Source organism: Telluria sp. ZB4P37 (genome assembly GCF_059685855.1).
The window spans coordinates 35,875-61,014 of the sequence record NZ_JCASID010000005.1 but is presented as its reverse complement, the minus strand read 5'-3'; the positions used below and the strand labels follow the sequence as shown (position 1 = coordinate 61,014).

General features: G+C 64.9%; 21 protein-coding genes. 10 read left to right on the top strand and 11 right to left on the bottom strand.

All coding sequences use genetic code 11. The features are described 5' to 3' along the window. Positions 1–399 precede the first annotated feature (399 nt). The 4 genes from AC56K1_RS10925 (at position 400) to AC56K1_RS10910 (ending at position 7,861) form a co-directional block, all read left to right on the top strand. On the top strand, positions 400–3,831 hold the full coding sequence (locus AC56K1_RS10925) for a TonB-dependent receptor (protein ID WP_497157865.1): 3,432 nt from the start codon (positions 400–402) through the stop codon (positions 3,829–3,831). Between the two features lie 169 nt (positions 3,832–4,000). After that, positions 4,001–5,704, top strand: coding sequence for a bifunctional metallophosphatase/5'-nucleotidase (locus AC56K1_RS10920; protein ID WP_497157864.1), 1,704 nt, complete (start codon positions 4,001–4,003; stop codon positions 5,702–5,704). A 26-nt stretch (positions 5,705–5,730) separates the two neighbouring features. After that, positions 5,731–6,792, top strand: coding sequence for a S1/P1 nuclease (locus AC56K1_RS10915; RefSeq protein ID WP_497157863.1), 1,062 nt, complete (start codon positions 5,731–5,733; stop codon positions 6,790–6,792). A 205-nt stretch (positions 6,793–6,997) separates the two neighbouring features. Next, positions 6,998–7,861: a MipA/OmpV family protein gene (locus AC56K1_RS10910; RefSeq protein ID WP_497157862.1), complete on the top strand. Its 864-nt coding sequence runs from the start codon at positions 6,998–7,000 to the stop codon at positions 7,859–7,861. Between the two features lie 54 nt (positions 7,862–7,915). On the opposite strand, the gene AC56K1_RS10905 is transcribed toward AC56K1_RS10910, so the two are convergent. From AC56K1_RS10905 to AC56K1_RS10875, 7 genes are all read right to left on the bottom strand, one after another. Next, entirely contained in the window at positions 7,916–8,881 is a 966-nt protein-coding gene (locus tag AC56K1_RS10905; RefSeq protein WP_497157861.1) for an ABC transporter permease, read from the bottom strand. A 3-nt stretch (positions 8,882–8,884) separates the two neighbouring features. Then, the gene (locus AC56K1_RS10900; protein WP_497157860.1) at positions 8,885–9,967 is read right to left on the bottom strand and encodes an ABC transporter permease; all 1,083 of its coding nucleotides are present in this window, start codon (positions 9,965–9,967) and stop codon (positions 8,885–8,887) included. A gap of 16 nt (positions 9,968–9,983) precedes the next feature. Further along, on the bottom strand, positions 9,984–11,513 hold the full coding sequence (locus AC56K1_RS10895; protein ID WP_497157859.1) for an ABC transporter ATP-binding protein: 1,530 nt from the start codon (positions 11,511–11,513) through the stop codon (positions 9,984–9,986). 126 nt (positions 11,514–11,639) lie between these two features. Beyond that, positions 11,640–12,641, bottom strand: a complete 1,002-nt coding sequence (locus AC56K1_RS10890) for a BMP family lipoprotein (RefSeq protein ID WP_497157858.1) — start codon at positions 12,639–12,641, stop codon at positions 11,640–11,642. 394 nt (positions 12,642–13,035) lie between these two features. Continuing rightward, entirely contained in the window at positions 13,036–14,058 is a 1,023-nt protein-coding gene (locus AC56K1_RS10885; protein ID WP_497157857.1) for an alpha/beta hydrolase, read from the bottom strand. 163 nt (positions 14,059–14,221) lie between these two features. Then, on the bottom strand, positions 14,222–14,740 hold the full coding sequence (locus AC56K1_RS10880) for a DUF2231 domain-containing protein (RefSeq protein WP_497157856.1): 519 nt from the start codon (positions 14,738–14,740) through the stop codon (positions 14,222–14,224). A gap of 94 nt (positions 14,741–14,834) precedes the next feature. Continuing rightward, positions 14,835–17,210, bottom strand: coding sequence for a DUF4214 domain-containing protein (locus AC56K1_RS10875; protein ID WP_497157855.1), 2,376 nt, complete (start codon positions 17,208–17,210; stop codon positions 14,835–14,837). 239 nt (positions 17,211–17,449) lie between these two features. Between AC56K1_RS10875 and AC56K1_RS10870 the strand changes: the two genes are divergently transcribed. The 4 genes from AC56K1_RS10870 to pcp all read left to right on the top strand — a co-directional run bounded on the left by AC56K1_RS10870 (position 17,450) and on the right by pcp (position 20,114). Continuing rightward, positions 17,450–17,752, top strand: a complete 303-nt coding sequence (locus AC56K1_RS10870) for a YciI-like protein (RefSeq protein WP_497157854.1) — start codon at positions 17,450–17,452, stop codon at positions 17,750–17,752. A gap of 66 nt (positions 17,753–17,818) precedes the next feature. After that, positions 17,819–18,523 carry a DUF969 domain-containing protein gene (locus tag AC56K1_RS10865; RefSeq protein ID WP_497157853.1) on the top strand — a complete coding sequence of 235 codons (705 nt, stop codon included), beginning with the start codon at positions 17,819–17,821 and terminating at the stop codon, positions 18,521–18,523. Then, complete coding sequence (locus AC56K1_RS10860; RefSeq protein ID WP_497157852.1) at positions 18,520–19,473, top strand: DUF979 domain-containing protein; 954 nt, start codon at positions 18,520–18,522, stop codon at positions 19,471–19,473. Before AC56K1_RS10865 ends, AC56K1_RS10860 begins: the two co-directional genes overlap by 4 nt. Further along, positions 19,470–20,114, top strand: a complete 645-nt coding sequence (gene pcp, locus AC56K1_RS10855) for a pyroglutamyl-peptidase I (RefSeq protein WP_497157851.1) — start codon at positions 19,470–19,472, stop codon at positions 20,112–20,114. Before AC56K1_RS10860 ends, pcp begins: the two co-directional genes overlap by 4 nt. 66 nt (positions 20,115–20,180) lie before the next feature. Here the strand turns inward: pcp and AC56K1_RS10850 are convergent, their stop codons facing one another. Then, positions 20,181–20,558, bottom strand: coding sequence for a hypothetical protein (locus tag AC56K1_RS10850; protein ID WP_497157850.1), 378 nt, complete (start codon positions 20,556–20,558; stop codon positions 20,181–20,183). 229 nt (positions 20,559–20,787) lie between these two features. Here AC56K1_RS10850 and AC56K1_RS10845 point away from each other — a divergent pair, with 229 nt between their 5' ends. Beyond that, entirely contained in the window at positions 20,788–20,997 is a 210-nt protein-coding gene (locus tag AC56K1_RS10845) for a hypothetical protein (protein WP_171087891.1), read from the top strand. Between the two features lie 27 nt (positions 20,998–21,024). On the opposite strand, the gene AC56K1_RS10840 is transcribed toward AC56K1_RS10845, so the two are convergent. Genes AC56K1_RS10840 through AC56K1_RS10830 form a run of 3 tightly spaced genes read right to left on the bottom strand, consistent with a single transcriptional unit; the run spans position 21,025 to position 23,993 of the window. Next, entirely contained in the window at positions 21,025–21,939 is a 915-nt protein-coding gene (locus AC56K1_RS10840; RefSeq protein ID WP_497157849.1) for a LysR family transcriptional regulator, read from the bottom strand. 13 nt (positions 21,940–21,952) lie between these two features. Then, positions 21,953–22,873: a pseudouridine-5'-phosphate glycosidase gene (locus AC56K1_RS10835; RefSeq protein WP_497157848.1), complete on the bottom strand. Its 921-nt coding sequence runs from the start codon at positions 22,871–22,873 to the stop codon at positions 21,953–21,955. Position 22,874: 1 nt separating this feature from the next. Further along, entirely contained in the window at positions 22,875–23,993 is a 1,119-nt protein-coding gene (locus tag AC56K1_RS10830) for a carbohydrate kinase (protein ID WP_497158057.1), read from the bottom strand. A gap of 296 nt (positions 23,994–24,289) precedes the next feature. Here AC56K1_RS10830 and xapA point away from each other — a divergent pair, with 296 nt between their 5' ends. Beyond that, positions 24,290–25,135 carry a xanthosine phosphorylase gene (xapA, locus tag AC56K1_RS10825; RefSeq protein WP_497157847.1) on the top strand — a complete coding sequence of 282 codons (846 nt, stop codon included), beginning with the start codon at positions 24,290–24,292 and terminating at the stop codon, positions 25,133–25,135. Positions 25,136–25,140: the final 5 nt, after the last annotated feature.

The window sequence follows — 25,140 nt, the reverse complement described above, 5'->3', positions numbered from 1 at the left end:
CCTAGCTTGCTTCCGACAAATTTATGTCAAAAAAATTTCGTCTCGGAACGCCCCCCGTATAATTCCGGCTGTAATTTCACTTGGGTAACTCCCAAGTTTGTAGCGCAAGATCAAGCTGCTGATCTGTATTTATAGCTTGAACGTATAAATACCTAAGCCAAAACGAATTTGCCGGAATGTTAACGGTCATGCATATTGGACATTGATGTCCATAGTTCTTGAAGTCGTTACCACCAACGCCGCCGTGTAATTTTGTTGAAACATTGACAGGTTAGACTTGCCGCCGCCAGTCGGCAGGCTCGCCGGCGCTACATGCAGCAAATTAAGATTGCAATAATGTAAGAGAGGGGCAACCGTCGGCTGCCCGTTACAACTATTTAGTTCCTTTTGGGGTTATCAATGATCACTCAACAACAGATCCGGCTCACCAAACTCGCGCTGGCTTTGTCGGTTGCCTTGGCTGCCGCGCCAGTCTTTGCACAGAACACCACCTCGGCCATCGGCGGCCGTATTTCGGTCGCAGACGGCAAGCCTGCAGTCGGCGCCCAGGTGCAGATTGTTCACGCTGAGTCCGGTTCTGTCAGTAATGTCGTCACCGACGCGGAAGGCCGTTACGTTGCACGCGGCCTGCGCGTGGGCGGTCCTTACACGATCGTCATCACCAAGGATGGCGTCACCGAGCGCCGCGAGAACGTGTTCGTCGAGCTGGCCGAAACCGCCGCCGTCGATGCGACCCTGGGCCAGAAAATGCAGACCGTGACCGTGACCGGTTCGGCTGCCCGCTCGGAGATTTTCTCGAAAAACACCATGGGTTCGGTCACCGCCATCTCGCGTGCCGACCTGGAAACCCAGGCATCGATCAACCGCAACCTGCAGGACTTCGCGCGTATCGATCCGCGCATCTCGCAGACCGACAAGGACCGCGGCGAAATGTCCGTGGCCGGCCAGAACTCGCGCTACAACTCGATGACCATCGACGGCGTGGCCGTGAACGATACCTTCGGCCTGGAAGCCAACGGCAGCCCGACCGCCCGCCAGCCGATCTCGATGGAAGCCATCGCCTCGGTGCAGGTCAACGTCGCCAACTATGACGTGACCCAGCGCGGCTACACCGGCGCCAACGTCAACGCCGTCACCAAGTCGGGCACCAACACGTACCACGGCGGCGCCTACTACGTGACCCGCGACGACCGCCTGGTCGGCAAGCGCTACAACCGCTCCACCGACGCTTACGTCGACGCGCCGAACTTCAAGGATAACACCAAGGGCCTGTGGGTCAGCGGCCCGCTGGTCCAGGACAAGCTGTTCTTCTTCGCCCTGGCAGAGAACTACGAAAGCAGCCGCAGCGGCCCGGAATTCGGCGCCATCGGCACGGGTGCCGGCACCACCGTCGGCATCAGCCCGGTCCAGATCGCGCGCCTGACGGACATCGCCAAGAGCCGCTACAACTTCGACCTGGGTAGCACCGAAGTGCCAAGCGGCACCAAGATGAAGGTCGAAGAGCGCATGATCAAGTTCGACTGGAACATCAGCGACGATCACCGCGCCAACCTGCGCTACTCGAAGACCTCGCAGAACGAGCCGATCTTCCCGGGCTTCTCGCAGAGCGGCGTGGCGCTGAGCTCGCAGTTCTACAAACAGGACAAGGCCATCGAAACCGTGGTCGGCCAGGTGTTCTCGGACTGGACCCAGAACTTCTCGACCGAATTCAAGGTCTCGCAGCGCGACTATGATTCGGTACCGATCAACAACGCGACCCTGCCGGCCATGTCGTTCTCGTTCAGCGGCCCGCTGCCGTCGGACGCGCCGAGCGGCACCCGCACCGGCACCCGTTTCCTGAACACCGGTACCGAGAGCAGCCGCCACAACAACGTGCTGGGCACCAAGACCCTCGACATCTACGCCGGCGCCAACTACCTGTGGGGCGACCACGAGTTCAAGGCCGGTGCCGACTACACCTCGAACGAGGTGTACAACGCCTTCCTGCAGAACGTGTACGGTAACTACACCTTCCAGTGCGATAACAACTTCACCTACGCCAACGTGCCGGGCGCATCCGCTGCCGGCGCCGTCAATTGCGCCACCGCGACCGCAGCCCAGATCGACGCTGCGATCTACGAGAACTTCTCGCGCGGCCGTCCGTCGTCGTACACCGTGCAGCTGCCGGTCGCCGGCGGTTCGCTGAGCAACGCGATTGCCCAGTTCACGATGAAGAACACCGGTTTCTTCCTGCAGGATAACTGGACCGTCAACAAGAACCTGACCGTCAGCGCCGGCGTCCGCGTCGACCTGACCAACGTCGACAACAACCCGCTGCGCAACGCGGCCGTGGCCCAGCCGACCGTCGCCGGCAATCCAGCGACCTTCACGCGCCAGACCGGCGGCTACAGCCTCGACAACACCCGTACCTTCGACGGCAACAAGCTGTGGCAGCCGCGCGTCGGCTTCAACTACAAGTTCGACTCGGCCCGTCCGATGCAGCTGCGCGGTGGCGCCGGCCTGTTCCAGGGCGCCGCGGCGACCGTGTGGATGTCGAACCCGTTCTCGAACCCGGGCGCAGCAACCCGCAGCATCACCTGCTCGGGCAATGGCGCAACCCGCTGCCCGAACACCGACGGCCTGTTCACCCCGAACGTGAACGCACAGCGTACGGTCACCGGCTCGACCCCGGCAGCCAACGTCGACATCCTGTCGCCGGACCTGAAGCAGCCGTCGATCTGGAAAGCCAACCTGGCATTCGAGCATGAGCTGCCATGGAACGGCCTGGTGTTCGGCGCCGAGCTGCTGGCGACCCAGAACAAGGACGCGATCTTCTACCAGCACCTGAACCTGGGCGCACCGACCCGCACGGGCACCGATGGCCGCGCGCTGTACTACAACGCCAACGGCCTGAGCGCCAACTGCTATACCTTCACCAACAACTCGGTGGGTACGGCAACCGGCTGCCAGAACACCGCCAAGGCGCTGTCGAACCAGAGCTATGACCGCGTGCTGCTGGCACAGCGTACCGACAAGGGCGACGCCCAGGTCGTGACCCTGTCCGTGACGAGCCCGACCCGCAAGGGCTTCGGCTGGTCGGTGGCTTACTCGCACACCAACGCGACCGAAGTCTCGCCGCTGACCTCGTCGACCTCGAACTCGAGCTGGTCGGGCCGCTCGGTCTTCAACCCGAACGAAGAAGTTGCCGCCAACTCGTCGTACCTGGTGAAAGACCGTATCAACGCCCGTCTGTCGTGGGAGAACCGCTTCTTCGGCAACTACCGCACCCGCCTCGGCGTCTTCTATGAAGGCCGTGAGGGCAAGCCGTACAGCTGGACCATCAACAACGACCTGAATGGCGATGGCCTGGCAGGCAATGACCTGATGTACATCCCGTCGGGCGTCGGTTCGGGCGAAGTCGTGTTCTTCGGCGACACCGCGACCAACAAGGCCAACGAGACCAAGTTCTTCGACATCGTCGAAGCGAACAAGGCCCTGCGCAATGCAAAGGGTGGCGTCGTGGAGCGTAACAGCGCCTTCTCGCCATGGACCAACAGCTTCGACGTGAAGATCACCCAGGAAATACCTGGCTTCATGGCCAAGCACAAGGCCAGCTTCTCGCTCGACATCCTGAACTTCGGCAACCTGCTGAACAAGAAGTGGGGCCGTATCGAAGAAGTGGGCTTCCAGTCCGCCGGCGCGCAGGCTCGCAGCTTCGTCGACTACGTCGGCCTGAATGCTGCTGGCAAATACGTGTACGCAGTGCGTAACAACGTGGAAGACCTCGACGTTCGCCAGGCCAAGGGCGAATCGCAGTGGGCGATCCAGGCAACCGTCAAGTACGAATTCTAAGTACCTGGATTCCTAGCCTGATGTGAAGAACGGCCAGTGGCGACACTGGCCGTTTTTTTATGGGTGAGAGCGGTGTTTTTCGCGCCTGTAAAGATGGCCGTCGCCCGTTGGCCCATGCAATAATGCCGAGGGCCGCAGCCGGCCTCCCGTCCCTGATCGAGAATAGTCCATGACCGTTTCCCTTCGTGCCCCGGCACGCCTTTCCCGCGCCGCGCTGGCGCTGGCAGTTTCGCTCGCCGTCGCTGGTTGCGCCGCTACCTCAAGCCGCGAGCCGGTGACCGTCAACATCGTCGCCATCAACGATTTCCACGGCAACCTCGAGCCGAGCCGCTACACGCCGACCGGCGCCGACGGCGCCAGGACCGCGGCGATCCGCGCCGGCGGCGCCGAAGCCGTGGCGGCGGCGCTGCAGGCCTGGCGCAAGGAAGACAAGGACCTGCTGTTTGTTTCCGCCGGCGACCTGGTGGGCGCCAGCCCGGCGATGTCTTCGCTGTGGGCCGACGAGCCGACCATCGAAGCCATGAATATGATGGGACTGCGCGCGAGCGCAGTCGGCAACCACGAATTCGACGCCGGCCGCAAGGAACTGCTGCGCCAGCAGAACGGCGGCTGCGACTCGGTACGCCCGACCAAGGCCTGCCAGATGGGACCGAACTATGGCGGGGCGAAGTTCACCTACCTGGCCGCCAACGTGGTCGATAGCGCCACTGGCCAGCCCTTCATCCCGGGTTTCAAGATCGAGACCGTGAAAGGCGTGAAAATCGGCCTGGTCGGCGTCGTGCTGCAGGACACCCGGTCGGTCGTCATGGCCTCGGGTATCGCCGGCCTGAAGTTCGGCGACGAAGCCGAGGCGATCAACCGCGCCATCCCTGCCATGCGCGCGCAAGGCGCCGACGTCATCGTCGCGCTGGTGCACGAAGGCGGCACCACCAAGGACAACCCGATGAGCCCGGGCTGCACCAACCTGAAAGGCCCGCTGGTCGACATCGTGAAAAGGCTCGACCCGTCGATCCGGCTGGTCATTTCCGGCCACTCGCACCAGGGCTATTTGTGCCAGGTCGAGGGCCGCACCGTGACCCAGGCCGGCTCCTACGGCCACCTGGCGACGCGCATCGCCATGAAGGTCGATGCCGGTACCGACACGGTCATCGACCTGCAGGTACGGAACGTCGTGCTGAAACCAGGCGACTTCCCGGCCGACCCGAAGATGGCGGCCTTTATCGCCTCGCTCAAGGAAAGCAGCCGCGCAGCCTTGACGCGCCCGGTGGCGCGCCTGGCCGCGGCGCCGGTGCTGCGCAAGAAGAACGACGCAGGCGAATCGGCGCTGGGCAGCACGATTGCCGATGCGGTGCTGGCAGCCACGCGCAACCTCGGCGTCCAGGTCGGCTTCATGAACGAGGGCGGCATCCGCAAGGACCTGGAGGCGGGCGAGAACAATGTGGCCGCCTTCGGCCAGACCCAGGCTGTGCTCCCGTTCGGCAATACCCTGGTGGTCATGGACCTGAGCGGCGCCCAGATCCGAAGCCTGCTCGAGCAGCAGTGGGCGCGCCCGGGCTCGGCCGATCCGGCGATCCTGCAGGTGTCGAATGGCTTCAGCTACCAGTGGGACGAGAAGCGTCCGGTCGGCAGCCGTGTGGTCCCGGGCAGCATCCGCGTCAACGGCGCGCCGCTGATTGATGCCAAAACCTACCGCATCGTCGCCAACAACTTCCTGGCCGAGGGCGGCGACAACTTCCCCGAATTCGCCAAGGGCACGAACCGTCTCGAGACCGGCATGCTCGACCTCGACGCGTTCACCGAATTCCTGCGCGCCGTCGAGGCGCAGGGAGCATCGCTGGCACCAAGCGCGCCGCGCATTGTGAAGATCAAGTAAGCAGAACTGTCCAACGAGGAAAGACCATGAAAAAACTAGCAGTCGTACTCGCGCTGACGGGCGCATTCGCATCCTTCGACGCCATGGCCTGGGGCCGCGACGGCCACAAGGCCATCGGCGCGATCGCCGACAAGCTGCTCAAGGGCACCAAGGCGCAGAAAGAAATTGCCCTGCTGCTCAAGCCGGGCGAGTCGCTCGAACTGGTCGCCAACTGGGCCGATTGCGTCAAGGGCACCTATTGCGGCGAGCAGACTGCCGAGATGGTCGACTACGTCAACGGCAACCCGCAGCACGACAAATACCACTACACCAACGTGCCGTTCCAGCAGGACCACTACGACGACCACGGCGTCGGCCGCACCGGCGTGGACATCGTCCAGACGCTACGCCAGTGCATCGCTGTCCTGCAAGGCAAGACCGACCCTGAGCTGAACCCGCACAAGTTCACCAGGCGCCAGGCGCTGATCCTGATCGCCCACTTTGCCGGCGATATCCACCAGCCGCTGCACGTGGGCGCGGCCTACGTCGGCAAGGACAGCAAATTCGTGGTGCCGTCGAACCAGGCCGACGTCAACGAAGTGGCGATCTTCGACTCGCGCGGCAGCAACAACCTGTTGCTGGACGATGCAAAGATCACCTCGCTGGCCGATGGCCTGATCGGCCCGGGCGAGCAGGTCGCAGTGCGCGAAGGCATGCCGAAGGCGCTGACCAAGCCCTTCCACTCGTACTGGGACAGCACCACGGTCGACTACGCCTTCCGCCGCATCCAGACCAAGACCCCGGACCAGTTCGCCACCAAGGTCATCGGCGGCAACATGAACATCCCGAAGATCGAAGGCGACCCGATCGTCGTGCCGTATGCCTGGGCCAACCATTCACTGTTCGTGGCCAAGCGGGCCTTTGACGGAGTAGTGCCGGGCAAGCTGATTCCGCAAACCGGCAAGAAGGGCGAGACCTACTACACCTTCGCGCTGGAAGTACCGGCCAACTACCCGGTGCCAAGCTCGGAGATCGCCAAACAGCAACTGATCAAGGGCGGGTACAACCTGGCGGCGCTGCTGCAGGCGATCTGGCCGGAGAAGGGGTAATCGGTTCTGGTCGTAGCGAATCGCTAGCGTAATCGAATCGCCTGCCCAGCCAATACCACTACCTTCAAGACCGTCATCCCCTTCGCGGGGATGACGTTTTTACAGCGCGGAATCCGTCGATCGCTGTCAGTATTCGACGTACCCGGCGCATCGACTCCCTGGTCTTGGATAGAATCGGCTCATCCCGATTCCACTTCATCCCACCATGACCACCTCACTCAAGGCCGCCTGCTGCGCCGCCTGCCTTCTCTTGTCCAACGCCGCCACCGCCCAATCCGACCCCGAACGCGGCCTGCCGCTCTGGGAAATCGGCCTGGGCGCCGCCGCCATCTCCGCACCCGCCTACCCGGGCGCCGACGAGCGTGAAACGCGCTTGCTGGTCTTCCCCAACATCGTCTACCGCGGCAAGGTATTGCGCGCCGACCGTTCCGGCATCGCGGCGCGGCTGTTCCGCAGCGACCGGGTCGAACTCGATGTCGGCTTCGCCGGTGCGCTGCCCTCGGACTCCGACGACGTCGACGAGCGCGAGGGGATGCCCGACCTGGGGCCATTGCTGGAATTCGGCCCGCGCCTGAAGGTGAAGCTGGCGGATCTCGGCGGCAACCGCAGCCTGCGCGTCGAGCTGCCCCTGCGCGCGGTCATCGAGGCGCGTGGCGGCCTGCACAACCGTGGCTATACCTTCGAGCCGCGCCTGGCATATGAAATGGCGGGCGAGCGCGGCCTGTGGTCGCTGGAAGGGAATCTGTCGGTCGTGCTGGGCGACCGCAAGATCAACCGGCATTTCTATGAAGTGGCGCCGCGGTTCGCGACGCTGTCGCGGCCCGCGTACGCGGCGGATGCGGGCCTGCTCCTGACCCGCCTGGGGCTGTTCGGTACGCGCCGCCTGAACGACGACCTGCGCGTGTTCGGCTACCTGCGCTACGAGAGTTACAAGGGCGCGGCAAACCGGGACAGTCCGCTGCATGTGAAAGACAGCGGGGTGTCAGGGGGAGTGGGGGTGCTGTGGACCTTCAAGCGCTCTAGCGCGCGGGCCAGGGGCGGCGGGGAGACCCTGGATCCGGCCCTGTAAAAAACAAAGGGGACAATGCCGCCGGCATTGTCCCCTCGATTCGTCACGAGGCGCTTAGCGCGATTTGACGAACGGACGTCCCAGCGCTTTCGGCGCCACCGACTTGGCCATCAGGCCTGCCAGCACGATCACGGTCAGCACGTACGGGATCATCTGGATCAGCGAACCAGGGATGCGGCCGATCACCGGCAGGTCCACGCCTTCGATCTGGATCTGGACCGCGCCGAAGAAGCCGAACATCAGGCAGCCCAGCACCGTGTGCAGCGGACGCCAGTTGCCGAACACCATGGCCGTCAGCGCCAGGTAGCCGGCGCCGGCCGACATGTCGCGCAGGAAGAAGCCGCTCTGGACGATCGACAGGTAGGCGCCCGAGAACGAGCACAGCACGCCGGCGATCAGCATGGCCGTGTAGCGGGTCTGCTGTACCGACACGCCGGCCGCGTCGGCCGCATGCGGGTTCTCGCCGCAGGCGCGCAGGCGCAGGCCGAAGCGGCTGTGGTAGAGCAGCCAGTGCACGAGCGGCAGCAGCAGGAAGGCAGCATAGACCAGCGCCGAGTGACCGCCGATCACGTGGCCATAGAACCAGCCGATGAAGGGGATGTCCGCCAGCGCGGCGGTCCCCGGCAGCACCACGTCGGTCAGGCGCGCCGCGCCCAGCTCCGGCGTGCGTCCGCCCTGCTGGAAGAAATACTGCGCCACCACGAAGGTCAGGCCGCTCATCGCAATATTGATCGCCATGCCCGCGACCAGCTGGTTGCCGCGCTGGGTGATCGACACAAACGCCTGCACCATCGCGAGCACGCTCGATGCCAGGATGCCGGCGGCGATGCCGAGCCACGGGTCCTGGTAGGCGTAGGCGACGCCGGCCGAAACAAATGCCGAGGCGAGGATCTTGCCCTCGAGGCCGAGGTCGATCACGCCGCTGCGTTCGGCGAACAGGCCGGCCATCGCCGCGAAGATCAGGACCGGCGCATTGCGGATGGTGGAGACGACGATACTGGCGAACTGGAAGTCTTCCATGGCTTAACCTTTACGTGTTGCGTTGATCAGTTTCAGAACCACCGGCGCGTACAAATTCTCCATCGCGCCGCAGAACAGGATGATCAGGCCCTGGATGAAAATGAAGGTCTCCTGCGGGATGTTCGGTTTTTCCAGCGACAGGTCGAAGCCGCCCTGGATCAGGGCGCCGAACAGGACCGAGGACAGGAAGATGCCTACCGGGTGCTGGCGGCCCATCAGGGCGATGGCAATGCCGATGAAGCCGGCGCCGGCCGGGAAGTTCAGGCTCAGGTAGTGGGTCGAGCCGAGGATCGAGTTCACCGCGGCCAGGCCGGCCAGGGCGCCCGAGATCAGCATCGCGACGATGATCATGCGGCTGATGCGCACGCCGGCGTAGTGGGCCGCGTGCTGGTTCAGGCCAGTGGCCTGCAGCTTGTAGCCCCAGGCCGAACGCGAGATCACGACGCCGTAGATCGCCAGCGCGGCGATCGCCATGAAGAAACCGATGTTCAGCGGGGTGTCGCCCAGCGCCGGGAACCATTCGCCCAGGCGCGGCATCCACGCGGCTTCCGCAAACACGCGGCTGGCCGGGTTCTGGTCGCCCTCGGGGATCAGCTTCAGGATGAGGTAGTTCATCAGGCTGGCGGCGATGAAGTTGAACATGATGGTCGTGACCACCACGTGGCTGCCGCGCTTGGCCTGCAGGTAGCCGGGCAGGAAGGCCCAGCCGGCGCCGAACAGGGCGCTGGCCACCATCGCCAGCGGAATCAACAGCCAGGGCGAGAGCGTGGCATCAAAAGTCAGCATCGCCAGGGTCAGGCCCAGGCCGCCCAGGTACATCTGGCCTTCGGCGCCGATGTTGAACAGGCCGGCCTTCATCGCCACCGAGACCGCCAGGCCCGTGAACACGAAGGTCGACGCGTAGAACAGCGTATAGCTCAGGCCTTCCGGATTGACGATGGCGCTGTTGACCAGGATCTGCAGCGATTCGACCGGGCTCTCGCCCAGCAGGTGGATGACGAGCGCCGACACCAGCAGCGCCGACAGCAGGTTCAGGAGGGGCAGGGCGATGCCTGTCGCCCAGCGTGGGAGTTCAGTGGTTTTCATGTGTTGTTTTACCCGCTCAGGATGTATGCATCCCGCCCATCAGCAGGCCGATGCGGGTGGTGTCGAATTCATCGATGTTCAGTTCCCCGGTCACGCGTCCGCTTGATACGACCACGATACGGTCGGCCAGGGCACGCACTTCTTCCAGCTCGGTCGAGACCAGCAGGATCGCCACGCCTTCGTCGCGCAGGCGCAGCAACTGGGTGTGGATGCTTTCGATGGTGCCGATGTCGACGCCGCGGGTCGGCTGGCCGACCAGCATCAATTTCGGGCTGGCCGAGACTTCGCGCGCGATCACGACCTTCTGCTGGTTGCCGCCCGACAGGAGGCCGATGCGCAGGTCCGGATTTTTTGGACGCACATCGAAGGCCTCGAGCAGGTGGGCGCAGCGCTTGGCGATGGCGTCGAAGTCGAACAGGCCGATCTTGTTCTTGACCCGGTCCTGGTAGCCGAAGACGGTGTTCTGCATCACCGAGAAGTCCTTGATGACGCCGTCGCGCAGGCGGTCTTCCGGCACGTGGCCGATACCGAGCTCGCGGAATTCGGCAGGCAGGCCGTCGGCGTTCGAACGGCGCGCGTAAGGCAATTCCTTGCCCAGGAATTCGACCTTGCCGGAGGTCGGCAGGCGCATGCCCGACAGGATTTCCATCAGTTCGCTCTGGCCGTTGCCGGACACGCCGGCAATCGCGACGATCTCGCCGGCACGCACCGTGAGGTCGATGTCGCTAAGGAGCCTGACCTTGTTCTTGTCTTCGAGCTGGAGGTTCGAGACCTGCAGCACCGGCGCGCCGGGCTTGTAGGGCTTGCGCGGCAGGTTGCCCTCGATCGGGCGGCCGACCATCATGTTGGCCAGCTGCTCCTTGGAGGTTTCGCGGGTGGCGACGGCGCCGACCACGCGGCCGGCGCGCATCACCGTCACCTGGTCGGTGATCTCCATGATCTCGCCCAGCTTGTGGGTGATCAGGATGATGGTCTTGCCCTGTTCCTTGAACAGCTTCAGGATCTCGAACAGCGAGGCGGTTTCCTGGGCAGTGAGCACGGCGGTCGGCTCGTCCAGGATCAGGATATTGGCGCTGCGGTAGATCTGCTTGAGGATCTCGACGCGCTGCTGGGCGCCCACCGACAAATCGTGGATGGTGGCGAGCGGATCGACGTCGAGGCGGTATCTGGCGCAGATCTCGCGCAGCGCGCTTTCCGTTTCGAGGCGCTTGGCAGCCAGCTTGAACCCGCCCTCGGTGCCGAGCATGACGTTGTCGAGCACGGTCATGTTCTCGACCAGCATGAAGTGCTGGTGGACCATGCCGATGCCCAGCGCGATGGCTTCGTGCGAGGTGCGGATAGTGCGTTCCTGGCCGTCGATCAAGAGCTGCCCGCTGTCGGCATTGTAATAGCCGTAGAGGATGCTCATGAGGGTGGACTTGCCCGCGCCATTCTCGCCGATCACACCGTGGATCGAGCCCTTGGCGATCGGGAAGCTGACGTCAGCGTTCGCCTGCACGGCCCCGAAGGCCTTGCTGATGTTGCGAAATTCTACGGCTGGCTGCATTGCGATCAGTAAAAAAGTAGAGGTAGTGCGCATTCAACACATGCGCAATCAATGCTGTGTGCTTCATTCAAAAGCGCGCCGGACCGGTTCACCGGCGCGGCGCGCTTTTTCACGGAGATGAGTAAATCAGACCGGGCAGCTGCTCGCGGCGCGGTAGTCGATGACCTTGATCTTGCCGTTGATGATGTCGGAGCGCACGCCCATGACGCGCTTCTCCATCTCCGGCGTGACGACCTTGCGGTTGTCCTTGTCCAGCACCCAGTCCACGCCGCCTTCTTTCAGGCCCTTGTGGGTGACGCCTGCTTTCCAGGTGCCGTTCCTCTGTGCCATGAAGGAATCGTAGACGGCGATGTCCACGCGCTTGACCATCGAGGTCAGCATGGTGCCCGGATGCAGGTAGTTCTGGTTCGAGTCGACGCCGATCGCCAGCTTGCCTTTTTCCTTGGCCATCTGCAGCGTGCCCATGCCGCTGCCGCCGGCAACCGCGAACACCACGTCGACGCCGCGGTCGAACTGCGCGCGTGCCAGTTCGCCGCCCTTGGCAGGGTCATTCCAGGCGGCGGCAGTTGTGCCGACCATGTTCTGGACGATTTCGGCTTTCGGCACCTGTGCTTTTGCGCCTTGTGCGTAACCGCAGGCGAAGGCGCGGATCAAGGGGATGTCCATGCCGCCGACGAAACCGAGCTTCTTCGACTTCGAGGCCATGGCGGCGGCGACGCCCACCAGGTAGGAGCCTTCCTGTTCCTTGAACATCACCGAATTGATGTTGTTACCCGGCGCGATGCTGTCGATCAGGACGAAGCGGACATTCGGGAATTCCTTGGCAACCTTCGCGACCGCCTGGGTCTGCGAGAAACCGATGGCGGCGATCAGGTCGAGCTTCTTGCGGGCGAGGCCGCGCATGACCTGTTCGGCCTGGGTGTCGCTGCTGGCTTGCGCTTCGAAGACCTTGATGCCGGTTTCCTTGCTGAAGCGCTGCAGGCCCTCGAAGGCCGACTGGTTAAACGATTTGTCGAACTTGCCGCCCGCATCGTAGACCATGCCGAGCTTGGGTGCGGCCGGTGCTGCAGCCGCGCTGCCTGCGACGCACAGCGCCGCGATGGTCATGGTGAATTGCTTGAATTTCATGAATGAGGCTCCTGGAATGTCGATATTGTACCCGGCACAACGGTAAGCTTGGAACGGGCTGAGCAAGCTGCATCGTCAACAGCCGACAAGGCCGACCATGCGAAGCGCATTGTGTCAGCCGTCGACGGCATGAGGGGTTACGATTTGTATCGCGGCGTCGTTTCTCTCGACAGTGCCTGAAACGTGTAGCCTAGTTGCAACATCAGCGTCGCACATGTGGCCTTTCCATGGTCCAGGCCCGGAGAGAAAATCGCTGCGGCGCCGCGTATCGGGCACAACCCGGCCCTACGCAGCGCAACCTGTCAAATATGCATCAAGCGACATATTGATGACAAATACGATTTTACTTGGCAATTTATTCTAAGGAAATATAACTGCTGATAATTTTCAGCAATTATTTTGCAATAGCGGCCATCTTGCCGGCTATGGCGGAGGCCAGCAGGGTCTGGGCTGGCGCTTGCGGGACCGGCTCGGGGCCGGGTGCAGGCGCAGGGCTGGCGCCGACCGGTTTCGGGCCGACTTCGATGCCGACTTCGGCCAGCACCGGTGGATTGGCGGCTGCCGGCAGTTGGGGAGCAGCGACCGGCTGCGCGAAGCGGCGCGTCAGGAAGCCGGCGATCAGCGCCTGGGTCGCTTCGAGATAGGGGATGTTCATGTGGTCCGAGGCCGGCACAGTGTCGTCGCCGACCAGGGTGGCGAGCTTCTCTACCAATTGGTCCGTGTGCGAATGCGGCACCACGTCGTCGCTTGCCGCGCGCAGCACATAGGTCGGGGCCTTGAGCGAAGGCGCATGCTTGATCGACTCGAAACGGTGGCGCAGCATGTATTCGATCGGCATCACGCGGAAGCGCCGCTTGGCGATGGCGAGGATGGAATCGTAGGGCGTGATCAGCACCACCGAATTGGCCGGGCGTTCCTTGGCCACCTGCACCGCGACACCCGAACCCAGGCTGCGGCCGACCACGGCGATGCGCGCCGCGTCGACCTGGCCGAGGGCGGCCACCCAGTCGAACAGGGTGCAGCCGTCTTCGATCATGTGCAGTTCATCGGGGGCGCCGTGGGACTGGCCGTAGCCGCGGTAATTCATGGCCAGCACGGTCATGCCCGGGAAGAGCTTGCCGGCGTCGCGCGCCACCCAGGAGACTTCTTCGGAGCGGCCGCCGAAATACAGGACGGCGGGGCGCGGGCCCTGGACCAGCGGGGTCAGCAGCCAGCCGCACAGGCGGGTGCCGTCCTTGGCGCGCAAGACGATGGGGCGGGTGCGATGTCCGGTGCTGCGCGGGCTTTCGACTTCAGGGGTGATGCAGGGATTGAACACCAGCCGGCGCTGGTTGGCCGCAATCGCGGCCGTCATCGTCAGCCACAAAAAGCTGGCCAAACCGGTGATCCCAGCCGCCATTTTCTTTGAAGTGTCCATGGGGCCAAGTCTACCCCCATGACCCGGCTTTGTTCTGTGCGGCACTTCGCAATGTGAGCAGCGACAAGGGTGAGATGTGGAACAGTGGGCTTATTACAACAGCAAGGGGAGAAAGCAAGGACATGGGGCCTTGCGGCCCCATGTCGCATGCGATGCGTGGCGCTTACTGCGGCGCATGCAGCGGTGACGGCCCGGCCGCCACGTACTGCTCGACATCGACATTGGTGTGGTCGATACGCACCTTGTCGTTGTCGGTATGCACGCCCGCTTCGGCATGCTCGCCTGAGGCGCTCTTGCCGTAATAGCTCGAGGCGAGGGTGCCGGCCGCGGCGATGGCGGACAGCACCAGCGCGCCGGTGCCGTGCTGGCGGTTGGCGCGTTTCAGGATCAGGTTGGCGACGCTGGCCAGCAACGCCGCGCCGGTAATCATGGCGTGCATTTGCCCCTGGTGTTTCGCTTCGCCCTCGGGCTTCTCGGCCACGTAGTCCGCGACCCCGACCGCGCTGGCCGCCAGCCCGCCGACCACACCGCCGGCCATGCTGTAGTAGGAGGCCTTGGCATAGTCCTCGTCGCCGGTGGCGCTGTGCAGGGCGTCGAGGATGAAGCCGAAGGGAATGAGGACGGCCGGTGCGGCCATCAGGATCGGATGCAGCGGCTGGCCCGCGATGGTGGTCTGGTGCATGGCGTTCTCCTGGCAGTGGTTGTGCTGTCAAGCCAGTGTGACATAGGGACCGCGACCGACACGCACGCTTGGCACCGGGCGGCCCGGCGCCGTCTCATTTCCTGGTAAAGCCGATGCCGAGTTCCACTTCCGCCGCCACCTGCTGCTTGTTTTCGGCGCTTTCGCTGAACTCGACCAGCACCCGCTCGACGCTCATGCCCTTCGCCATCTGGTCCAGCCAGTAGGCCGCCCCGGCGGCATCGGGCAGGCGGTGCAGCACGTTGCGGTACAGCGCCGTGATGACCTGCTGCTGCGTCGGCGCGGCGCCGAGCAGGCTCGCGAACTCGGGCGAGCCGGCGAACTCGCGCGCCATCGGCTCGATACCGAGCCCGCCGTCCATCGAGGTGATCCAGAAGCCCAGGCCGGCGGGGTCGGGCGCGCGGTTGAGCGCGGCCCGGTACAGGCGGTAGACCTTGCCGGCATTGCCCTCGATGTCGAAGGCCAGCGTCAGGTCGGTGAACTCGAGGCGGAACGGGTTGCGCACGGTCTGGGTGCCGTCCAGGCCCGTGTTGTCGACGATGGTGAGCACGCCGTCCCGGCGCGTGACCGTATAGGCCGCGCGCGGGCCGTGCAGGACCGCGCCATCGACCACCGTCTGGACCTGCATGCCGTCGTCGCCGTAATACAGGCCTTTCAGCTCGATGCGCGGGCTGAGGACATAGGTGCCCGGCTGGGTGGCGGCGAGCGTGAAGCTGCCGTCGGCGCTGCGGTATTCGCGCTCGTCGACCAGCTCGCCGACGCCGTCGAAGGCGAGGCTGCTGACGGTCCAGCCGCTGGTCGGGCCCAGGTAGGCTTCTCCCGACTGGTCGGCCAGGAAGCGCAGGCGCAGGTTGCGGCCGGCGTAGCGGGCCAGCGAGACCGTGATGCGTTCGGTCGCGTCCACGGTCGAGACCCGGCCCGGTTCCGCATGCACGTCGCTCCAGGTGGCGGCGTCGTCGACTGACACCTGGACATGGAAGCGCTGTTTGGGCGAGGACATGCGGATCGTGCGGGTGAGCGTGATGCTGCCGCCAGGCGCGACCGACAGCTTCCGGTTCAGCAGCGCCGACTGCTCCTGCATGCTGCCTTGCGCCATGTAGAAGTTCAGCACGCCGGGGCCGAACAGCGAGTGGGTCCCGCCATGCGCGATCGTCCAGGTTCCCGCATCGAAGCCGGGGGCATTGCTGGCCTGGAGCGGCTTGCGCAGCCAGGTGCGCAGGCTGTAGGCCGTGGCCTGGGGCACGGCGCCGATCCGGACCGTGTAGGCCTGGCCGGGCAGGACGTTCGCCGGCGCGCTCAGTTCCGGTCGCAGCGCACTCGGCGCCGCCACCGCGGGGTCGAACACGACCACCTCGTAGGCGAAGCTGCGGGCCTGGCCGGCGACCATCACGTTCGACACCGTGACCTGATAGCGCAGGTCGGCGTCGGGCCGGCCGTGCGGTCCGAGCGGCGCATTGGCGGCGAGCTTCCAGACCAGGGTGTTCTCGCCGGCGCTGGCGCTGACCGGCTCGAGCACCACCTCGGCCGCCACGCCACCGCGGGTGACGGCCACTTTGGCTTGCGTGAAGTCGGCAGCGGGGTAGGACAGGGACCAGCGCGGGAAGACAACCTGGTAGGGGATGAAGCCTTTCGACGGCCAGGCGACGAACTCGTCGCGCACCCGCGGGCGCGGGCCCTGGTAATTGCCGTCGAATACCCACAGGGCATTGGCGCCCCACAGGCCTGGGGAGTCGCCGCTGGCGGCGAGGGCCGGCACATCGCCGCTGCCGAACGTGCGGGTCTGCGGATACAAAATCCAGCGCCGGTGGCCGACCGCGGCATTGTTGTCGCCGTAGTCGTGCATGTAGGCGGTGATCGCATCGGGACCGGTCGAGCCCAGCGCCAGGTTCGACGAGCCGGCAGCCTGCGCGCCTGCGGCGCTGTAGAGTTTCCAGGTGGCCGGCGGCGTATGCGACAGCGTGCCGTTGGCGCTCATCATAAGCGCGGCCTGCTGGGCCTTGGCGCCATACTCGGCCGACAAGGTCGTCGCGGCCGGCACGCCGGCCATCGCGCGGTACCAGTTCAGGCGCTGCAGGGTCGAGGCCTGGAAGGCGGCGCTGGTGGTGCCCGCGGCCGCGCCGGCATAGCTGCCGGTCCAGCCCATCGCGACAGGCGCTTCCAGGTAGAGCCGATTGTAGAACAGGCGCACGGCTTCGCGGTCGCCTGTGTCGATCACCAGTTCCTGTCCGCTGGCGACCAGGGCCGACTGGCCTTGGTGGACGCCGGTCCCGGGCTGCAGGGCGGCAGCGGCCCGGGCCGCCTCGTGCGTCAGGTGGGTGTCGAGCTGGACCTGGGCATGCTGGGCCGAGACGCTGGCCTGGACCGTTTGCGGCGTGTCGGCGGGGCCGTTGCAGCCGCTCAGTGCGAGCAGGCCAAGCAAGGCCAGGGAGGCGATCGGGTAGTGCTTCATCATGGGGCCTGGTTGGCAAAGAGACAGCAGGCGATTATGCCGTGCCGGGCACAGTGTTGCCTACAGTCAACTGCTGATTTTGTCGGGAAAAGGCCTCATTGCACGCACTTCATGCGCGCCGCATGCCGGCATGGCCGGATCGGGCCCGCGCCGGACGGGCAAGGCAGATTGCAGCGGCAGAACCCGGCACGATCAAGTACCATCACCGTTCCGGCCACGCGCCGCATTCACCGGGAGACCCCGTGCACTACCTGCTCATGTATGACCTCGCCCCCGACTACCTCGAGCGCCGCGGCCAGTTTCGCGATGCGCACCTGAAGCTGGCCTGGGAGGCGCAGGAGCGCGGGGAGCTGGTGATTGCCGGGGCCCTGGTGGAACCCGCCGACCATGCAGTGCTGATGTTCTCCTGCGACACGCCGGAACCGGTGCAGCTGTTCGCGGCGCGCGACCCCTATGTCACCCACGGGCTGGTGCGCGCCTTCCATGTGCGCCAGTGGAATACGGTGGTGGGCGAGGACGCCTTCAACCCCGTTCGCCCGGGCTGAACGTTCCAATAGTAAATTTACACATGGGTTAAACTTCCCCGGCTTTCAACCTGGGCCGGAGTATCCATGCAACCTGCAGTCAACCTGTGGCCGCTGCTCGGCGTCGCAGTCATCGTCGCCGGCTTCCTGCTGCGCGCCAATCCGGTGCTGGTGGTGGTCGCCGCCTGCGGCGTCACCGGCGCCGCGGCCTTCATGCCGCTGCTTGCCATCCTGGAGTCGCTCGGCAGCGCCTTTGTCAAAACGCGCAACCTGCCGCTGATCCTGCTGCTGCCGCTGGCCGCCATCGGCTTGCTGGAGCGCTTCGGCCTGCGCGAGCGGGCCCAGACTGCGATCGCAAAAGTGCGCTCGGCGACCGCGGGACGCCTGCTGATCGTCTACCTGTTCGCGCGCGAGACCTCGGCCGCCGCCGGGCTGACCAGCCTGGGTGGCCAGGCCTCGATGGTGCGCCCGCTGGTGGCGCCGATGGCCGAAGCCGCGGCCGAAACCCAGTACGGCGCGCTGCCCGACCATGTACGCCACCGCATCCGCGCGATGGCGGCGGCCACCGACAATGTCGGCCTGTTCTTCGGCGAAGACATTTTTGTCGCCTTCGGGGCGATCGTGCTGATGCAGACCATCCTGAATGCCGAAGGCATCGCGGTCGATCCGCTGCACATGGCGCTGTGGGGCATCCCCACCGCGATCACGGCCTTCATCATCCATGCGTGGAATCTGCGCCGGCTCGATGCGGAGATCCGTCGCACGATGGCGAAGGTAGTGGGGACAGCATGATCACGCTCGAATTTTTCTACGTGCTGGTCGGCCTGCTGTTCGTGGCGGTCGCGCTGATGAACCTGGTCGATCGCAGCAACCCGCGCCGCTACACGACCGCGCTGTTCTGGGGCCTGTATGCGCTGCTCTACCTGGCGGGCGAGCGCCTGCCGCCGGCTTTTGTGGGCGCGCTGATGATCCTGATGGCGTTGGTCGCCGGCTTCAAGGGCGTCGCCGCGGGCAAACCGGCGACGCTGCCGGAAGAGGCGAGACGCGAAAGCAGCGCGCGGCTCGGCAACCGCCTGTTCATCCCCGCGCTGCTGCTGCCGCTGGTGACCATGCTCGGCGCCACCCTGTTCAAGGACGTGCAGCTTGGCGGCATGCTGCTCCTCGACCCGAAACACCTGACCCTGGTGAGCCTGGGCTGCGCCGCGATCGTGGCCCTGGCTGCTGCTTGCTGGCTGACGCGCTCGACGCCCCTGCAGGGCGTGCGCGAGGCACGCCGGCTGGTCGATGCGATGAGCTGGGCCGTGGTGCTGCCGCACATGCTGGCGGTGCTCGGCCTGCTGTTTACCGAAGCTGGCGTAGGCAAGGCGGTCGCGCATGTGACGACGTCCTACATCAACATGGATTCGCGCTTCATCGCAGTGGCCGTGTTCTGCATCGGCATGGCCTTGTTCACGATCGTGATGGGTAACGGCTTCGCGGCCTTCCCCGTCATGGCGGGCGGCGTCGGCATTCCGGTGCTGGTCGGGGTCTATGGCGCCAACCCGGCCGTGATGGCGGCGATCGGCATGTTCAGCGCCTATTGCGGTACATTGATGACGCCGATGGCGGCGAACTTCAACATCGTGCCGGCCGCGCTGCTCGACCTGCCCGACAAGAATGCCGTGATCCGCGCCCAAATCCCCACCGCGCTGCCGCTCCTCGTAGCGAATATCTTCCTGCTGTATTTCTTGATGAACCGATGAAAACCGTTTTATTGACCGGCTTCGAACCCTTCAACGGGGCGACCATCAACCCGGCCTGGGAGGCCGTGCGCGCGCTAGAGGGCTGGAGCGCCGAAGGCTTCCGGGTCGAAGTGCGCCAGCTGCCTTGCGTCTTCATCGAGGCCAACCGTGCGCTTGCGGGGATGGTCGACGAGCTCGAGCCGAGCGTCGTCATTGCCGTGGGCCAGGCCGGCGGGCGCGCCGAGATCTCGGTCGAGCGCGTGGCGATCAATGTGGACGACGCCTCGATCGTCGACAATGCCGGGCACCAGCCGGTGGACCGGGCCATCGATGCCGATGGGCCGGCAGCCTATTTCACGACACTGCCGATCAAGGCGATGGTCGCAGCCATGCGCGCAGCCGGCTTGCGGGCGGCGGTATCGCAGACGGCCGGCACCTTCGTGTGCAACCACGTGTTCTATGGCCTGATGCATTACACCGCGGGACGCCCGGCGAAGGCGGGTTTCATCCACGTGCCCTTCCTGCCCGAGCAGGCCGTGGGCCGGATGGACGATCCGCCGTCGATGGCGCTTGGCGACATCATTGCCGGGATCCGGATCGCGGTCGAGGTTGCGGTGACGGTCGAGCAGGATGCCGTCCACGTGGGCGGGGCGACCCACTGAATACAGGCGTAAAAAATCCGGGGCCGCAGCCCCGGATTGATTTTTTGCTGCGCAGCTACTAAGCGATTAACGCTTTTCCTGCAGCTTTTCGCCGGCACGTTCCAGTGCGGCGCCAGTCTTGTCGCCCACTTTGTCCGATGCCGCACGAACTTCGGCAGCGGCTTCCTTGGTTTCCTGCTTCACTTCGGCGCCGGCAGCCTGGATGTTGTCGCCGGCTTTTTCGGCAGCGGCGTCGACGTTGGCAGCGGCGCGGTCGGCAGCGGCTTCGGTCTCGCGTGCGGCTTCCTTGGTCTCTTCAGCGACTTTTGCGCCTGCGTTATCGACGGCAGCGCCGGCTTCTTGTGCAGGACCCATGGTCGGGTTGTCGTCGGCTTTCTTGCAGCCGGTGGCCATCACTGCGACGGCAAGCATCAGGGCGGAAATGGTAGCGGTGGTGTTTTTCATGGTGTGCTCCTTGTGGAAGGGGTTATTTAAGTATTCATGTTTTGACAAGAGTTTGCACCAGGATGCGGCCGCGAACGGTGCGCAAAGTAACGCAGAATAAAGAAAGTTGGCCTTTTAATGAAGTTTATGGAGACTTTCCGACTGATCGCCTTTTTTCTGGAACGGGCCGGCATACCATATGAGAGCGGAAGGCGCATGTTGTATGCACAAATAATGGTAGGATTTACGGATGGACCGACGAAACGACTATAAAACTGCACTGCTGATCGATGCCGCCATCCACGAGGCCGCGAGCGAAGGGCGCCCGCGCGCCGCTACCGAGCTGGCCGGCATCGGTGTTCCCCTGGAAATCACGATGCGGGTGCTGACCCGGCCCGCCGAGCGGCGCCACCAGATCGCCTCGCTCAATACCGTCGCCGTCGAGATCAAGCGGCAGTAGGCCGCATCTCGAGCCGTCGTTCGAGCCTTACCCTGGCTGGGGCGCGGAATCCGGAAACAGGATGTTCAGGAAGGCCCTCACCACTGGCGCATCGTCCTGCGCCAGGTAAGTGATGTACAAATTGGCCGAGGGCGCATTGGTGCGCACCGGCAGGAAGCGCACGCCCGGCCAGCCGATGCGGCTGGTGGTTTGCGGCAGCAGCGCCACGCCCAGGCCGGCGCCGACCATGGCCAGTAGCGTCTGCGGCTCGGCCGCCTCCTGGAAAATCACCGGCTGGAAGCCGGCATTCACGCAGCACTGGATCAGGTAGCGCGGCTCGGCCGATTGTTCCAGGTGCAGGGTGAGCATCGGTTCATGGGCGATGTCGATCAGTTCGATGGCATCGTGCCGCGCCAGCGGATGGCGTTCGCTGATCGCCACGCACACGTCCTCGCGCGAGCACAGGTCCTGGCGCAGGTTGGCCTGTTTCAGCACGTCCGGCTCGATGCGCGGCTCGCGCCAGAAGCCGACGTCGATCTGGCGCGCGCGCAGCGCTTCCCACTGGTCGTTCGGCCCCAGCTCATGGATGGTCCAGGTCACGCGCGGGTACTGGCTCTGGAACTGCTCGAGCAGGCCAGGTATCGGCCCCCACATCGCCGAGCCGACGATGCCCACGCGCAGGCGGCCCACTTCGCCGCGGTCGATCTGGCGGATGGTGTCGATCGTCATGCGCATCTTGGCCAGCAGCTCGGCCGCCTCGCTCATCAAGGCCTTGCCGGCCACCGTCAGCTCGAAGCTGCGGGTGGTGCGGGTAAACAGACGCACCCCGAGTTCGCTCTCGAGCTTCATGATCTGCTGGCTCAGGGGTGGCTGCGAGATGTGCAGGCGTTCGGCCGCGCGCGAGAAGCTTTTCTCTTCGGCCACCGCGAGGAAGTAGCGCAGCTGTTTCAGGTCGATCGACATGGCAGCGGGCGAATCAAGCCGAGGGCAGGGCGTTCAGCGCCACCGCCATGCGCGCGCCGACCAGGGCGTTGTGCTTGACCAGCGCGATATTGGTCGCCAGGCTGCGGCCTTCGGTCAGCTCCTTGATGCGCGAGAGCAGGAAGGGCGTGACCGCCTTGCCCTTGACACCTTGCTGGCCCGCTTCGCCCAGCGCCTGCTGGATAATGGCGTTGATTTCCTCGGTCGGCATCGCGAATTGCGCCGGCACCGGATTGCTCACCACCACGCCACCGAGCAGGCCGAGCTGCCATTTGGTGCGGATGAAGGACGCCTGCTCCTCCGGCGTGTCGAGCTGGAAGTCGGCCTTGAAGCCGCTGTCGCGGGTGAAGAAGGCCGGGAAGCCCGGCTGGCCCACGCTCACCACCGGCACGCCATTGGTCTCCAGGTATTCGAGGGTCAGGCCGATGTCGAGGATCGACTTCACGCCGGCGCAGACCACGGCCACGCTGGTGTGGGCCAGTTCTTGCAGGTCGGCCGAGATGTCGAAGCTGGTCTCGGCGCCGCGGTGCACGCCGCCAATGCCGCCGGTTACAAACACTTCGATGCCGGCCAGCTGCGCGCAGATCATGGTCGCGGCGACCGTGGTGGCGCCGAGGCGCTTCTGTGACAGCACATAGGCGAGGTCGCGCCGGCTGACTTTCATCGCGTCGGGCGAGGAGCCCAGCAGTTCCAACTGCTCTTCCGACAGGCCGACGCAGATCTTGCCGCCAATGATGGCGATGGTGGCCGGCACCGCGCCGGCGTCGCGAATCACCTGCTCGACTTCGCGCGCGGTCTGCACGTTCTGCGGGTAGGGCATGCCGTGCGAGATGATGGTCGACTCTAACGCGACGACGGGTTTGCCGGCGGTGCGGGCGGCCGCTACTTCGGGCGAGAACAGGAGGAAGGTATGCATATTAGTCCAGTGCGGATTCGGTAGGTTGACTTGCGAGGCTGTCGAGATAGCCCGGCGCCAGCAGGGGGCAGACGGTCTGTTGGCACTCGATGGTCATGGCGGATAACTGCAGGCCGCGGCGGCAGGCCAGCGCCAGATCGCCTTCGCCGCTGTGCAGCGACCAGCAGACGGCGGCGGCAAAGGCGTCGCCCGCGCCGGTGACGTCGACCACGTCGACTGCCAAGGCATCCAGGCGCATCACGCCGGCCGCCGAGGTATACAAGATGCCGCGCGCGCCGCGCGTGACGACCAGGTCCTGCACGCCCTGGCGCTGCACCTCGGCGCAGGCCGCGTCGAGGTCGGCCTCGCTGCCGAGGGCGCGGCCGACGCGGGTCGCCAGTTCGCCTTCGTTCAGGATCAGAAGGCGCAGGCCGTGCAGGCCGGCGGGCAGGCGCGTCATCTTCGGTTCGGACACGGCCACCAGCACCAGCGCGACGCCGTCGCGCACCGCTTCGTCAAGCAGGGCGGCGATGGTTTCCATCGGCAGGTTCAGGTCGGCCACCACCAGGGCCGCGCTGGCGCGCTGCTGCTGGCGGGTGGCGAGGAAAGCGGGCGTGAGCCGGTCATTCAGTGCCATGTCGGCCAGCGCCACGGTCATCTCGCCGTCCTGGTCCAGCACCGCGGTATAGGTGCCGCTGCTGGCGCCGTCCAGGCGCAGGGCGCCGCGGGTGTCGATGCCGGCATCTTCGGCGTGGGCAAGCAGGGCGCGGCCCGAGGCGTCGTTGCCCACCGCCGTGATCAGGGCGGTCGGAGCGCCCATCCGCGCCAGGTTCTCGGCGATGTTGCGGGCGACGCCGCCGAAGGATTCAATCTGCGTCGCCGGGTTCGAGGTGCCGAGCGCCAGCTTGCCAAGCGTACGCAGCTTGCGGTCGAGGTTCGAGGCACCGATGCACAGGATCGGGCGCTGGTCGGGGAGCACATAGGCGCGCCCGAGGATGCGGCGCTCGCGCACCAGGGTAGCGATGTAATTGGCGATGGCCGAGCGCGACAGCCCGAGCTGGGTGGCGAGGTCCTGCTGCGAAATGAAGGGATTCGCGCGGATCAGCTCGTACAACTGTTCTTTTTTGGGCAGCTCGGTCACGGTCGGCCTGGACACGGTTAAACTTATGTTTATCGATACTAAACAATTGTCTTGTCGGTGTCAAACGAAAGCGCGGCAGTGTGCCTTGCTGTACCGGCAAGCCAACAATACGCCCATCTATATATTTTTAAAACAAATAAATCGACAAGAAAAATGGTATTTGCCATACATATTGGCCGTCGTGCATAGTTATAATATTCCGGCTGATATGTGTCGCGTGCCGCTTCTCAGCAGCACGATCCGGCGCCTGCCTCTTCATCCCGTCTCCCGAATTCCGCAAACGACAAGGAACAACCATGTTCAGCAATACCCCATTCGAAGCAGCAGAAGTCATCAAGGCCCGCAAACCGGGCTTCGAACCGCGCGTGGCGCTGATCCTCGGCTCCGGCCTGGGCGTGCTCGCCGAGCAGATGACCGACGTTGTCTCGATCAGCTATGCCGAGCTGCCGGGCTTTCCGATCAGCACCGTGCATGGCCACGCGGGCGAGCTGGTGCTGGGACACCTGGCCGGCGTGCCGGTGGTGTGCATGAAGGGCCGCGGCCACTTCTATGAAGGGTATGGCGCCAGCGTGATGACCTCCGCCGTGCGCACCTTCAAGCTGATTGGCTGCGAGATGCTGTTCGTGACCAATGCGGCAGGTTCGCTGCGTCCCGAAGTCGATGCCGGCAGCGTCGTGGTCCTGAACGACCACATCAACCTGCTGCCGGGCAGCCCGATGTCCGGCCCGAACGACGACCGCTTCGGCCCCCGCTTCTTCAGCATGGCCAATGCCTACGACGCCGAGCTGCGCGCGATGATCAAGGAAACCGCAGCCGCCAAGGGCATCACCCTGAACGAGGGCGTCTACCTGGCCTGCCCGGGCCCGAACTTCGAGACGGCCGCTGAAATCCGCGCCTTCAAGACCCTCGGCGCCGACGTGGTCGGCATGTCGGTGGTGCCGGAAGTGATCGCCGCGCGCCACTGCGGCCTGAAAGTGGCCGGCGTCTCGGCCGTCACCAACCTGGCCGAAGGCCTGAGCCCGTTCCCGCTGTCGCACGAGCAGACCCTGAAGTACGCCGCCATCGCGGCCAAGGACCTGGTCACCCTGATCCATTCGTTCATCGAGCGCCTGGGCGCGACCCCACGCACCGAAGCCAACTAACAGAA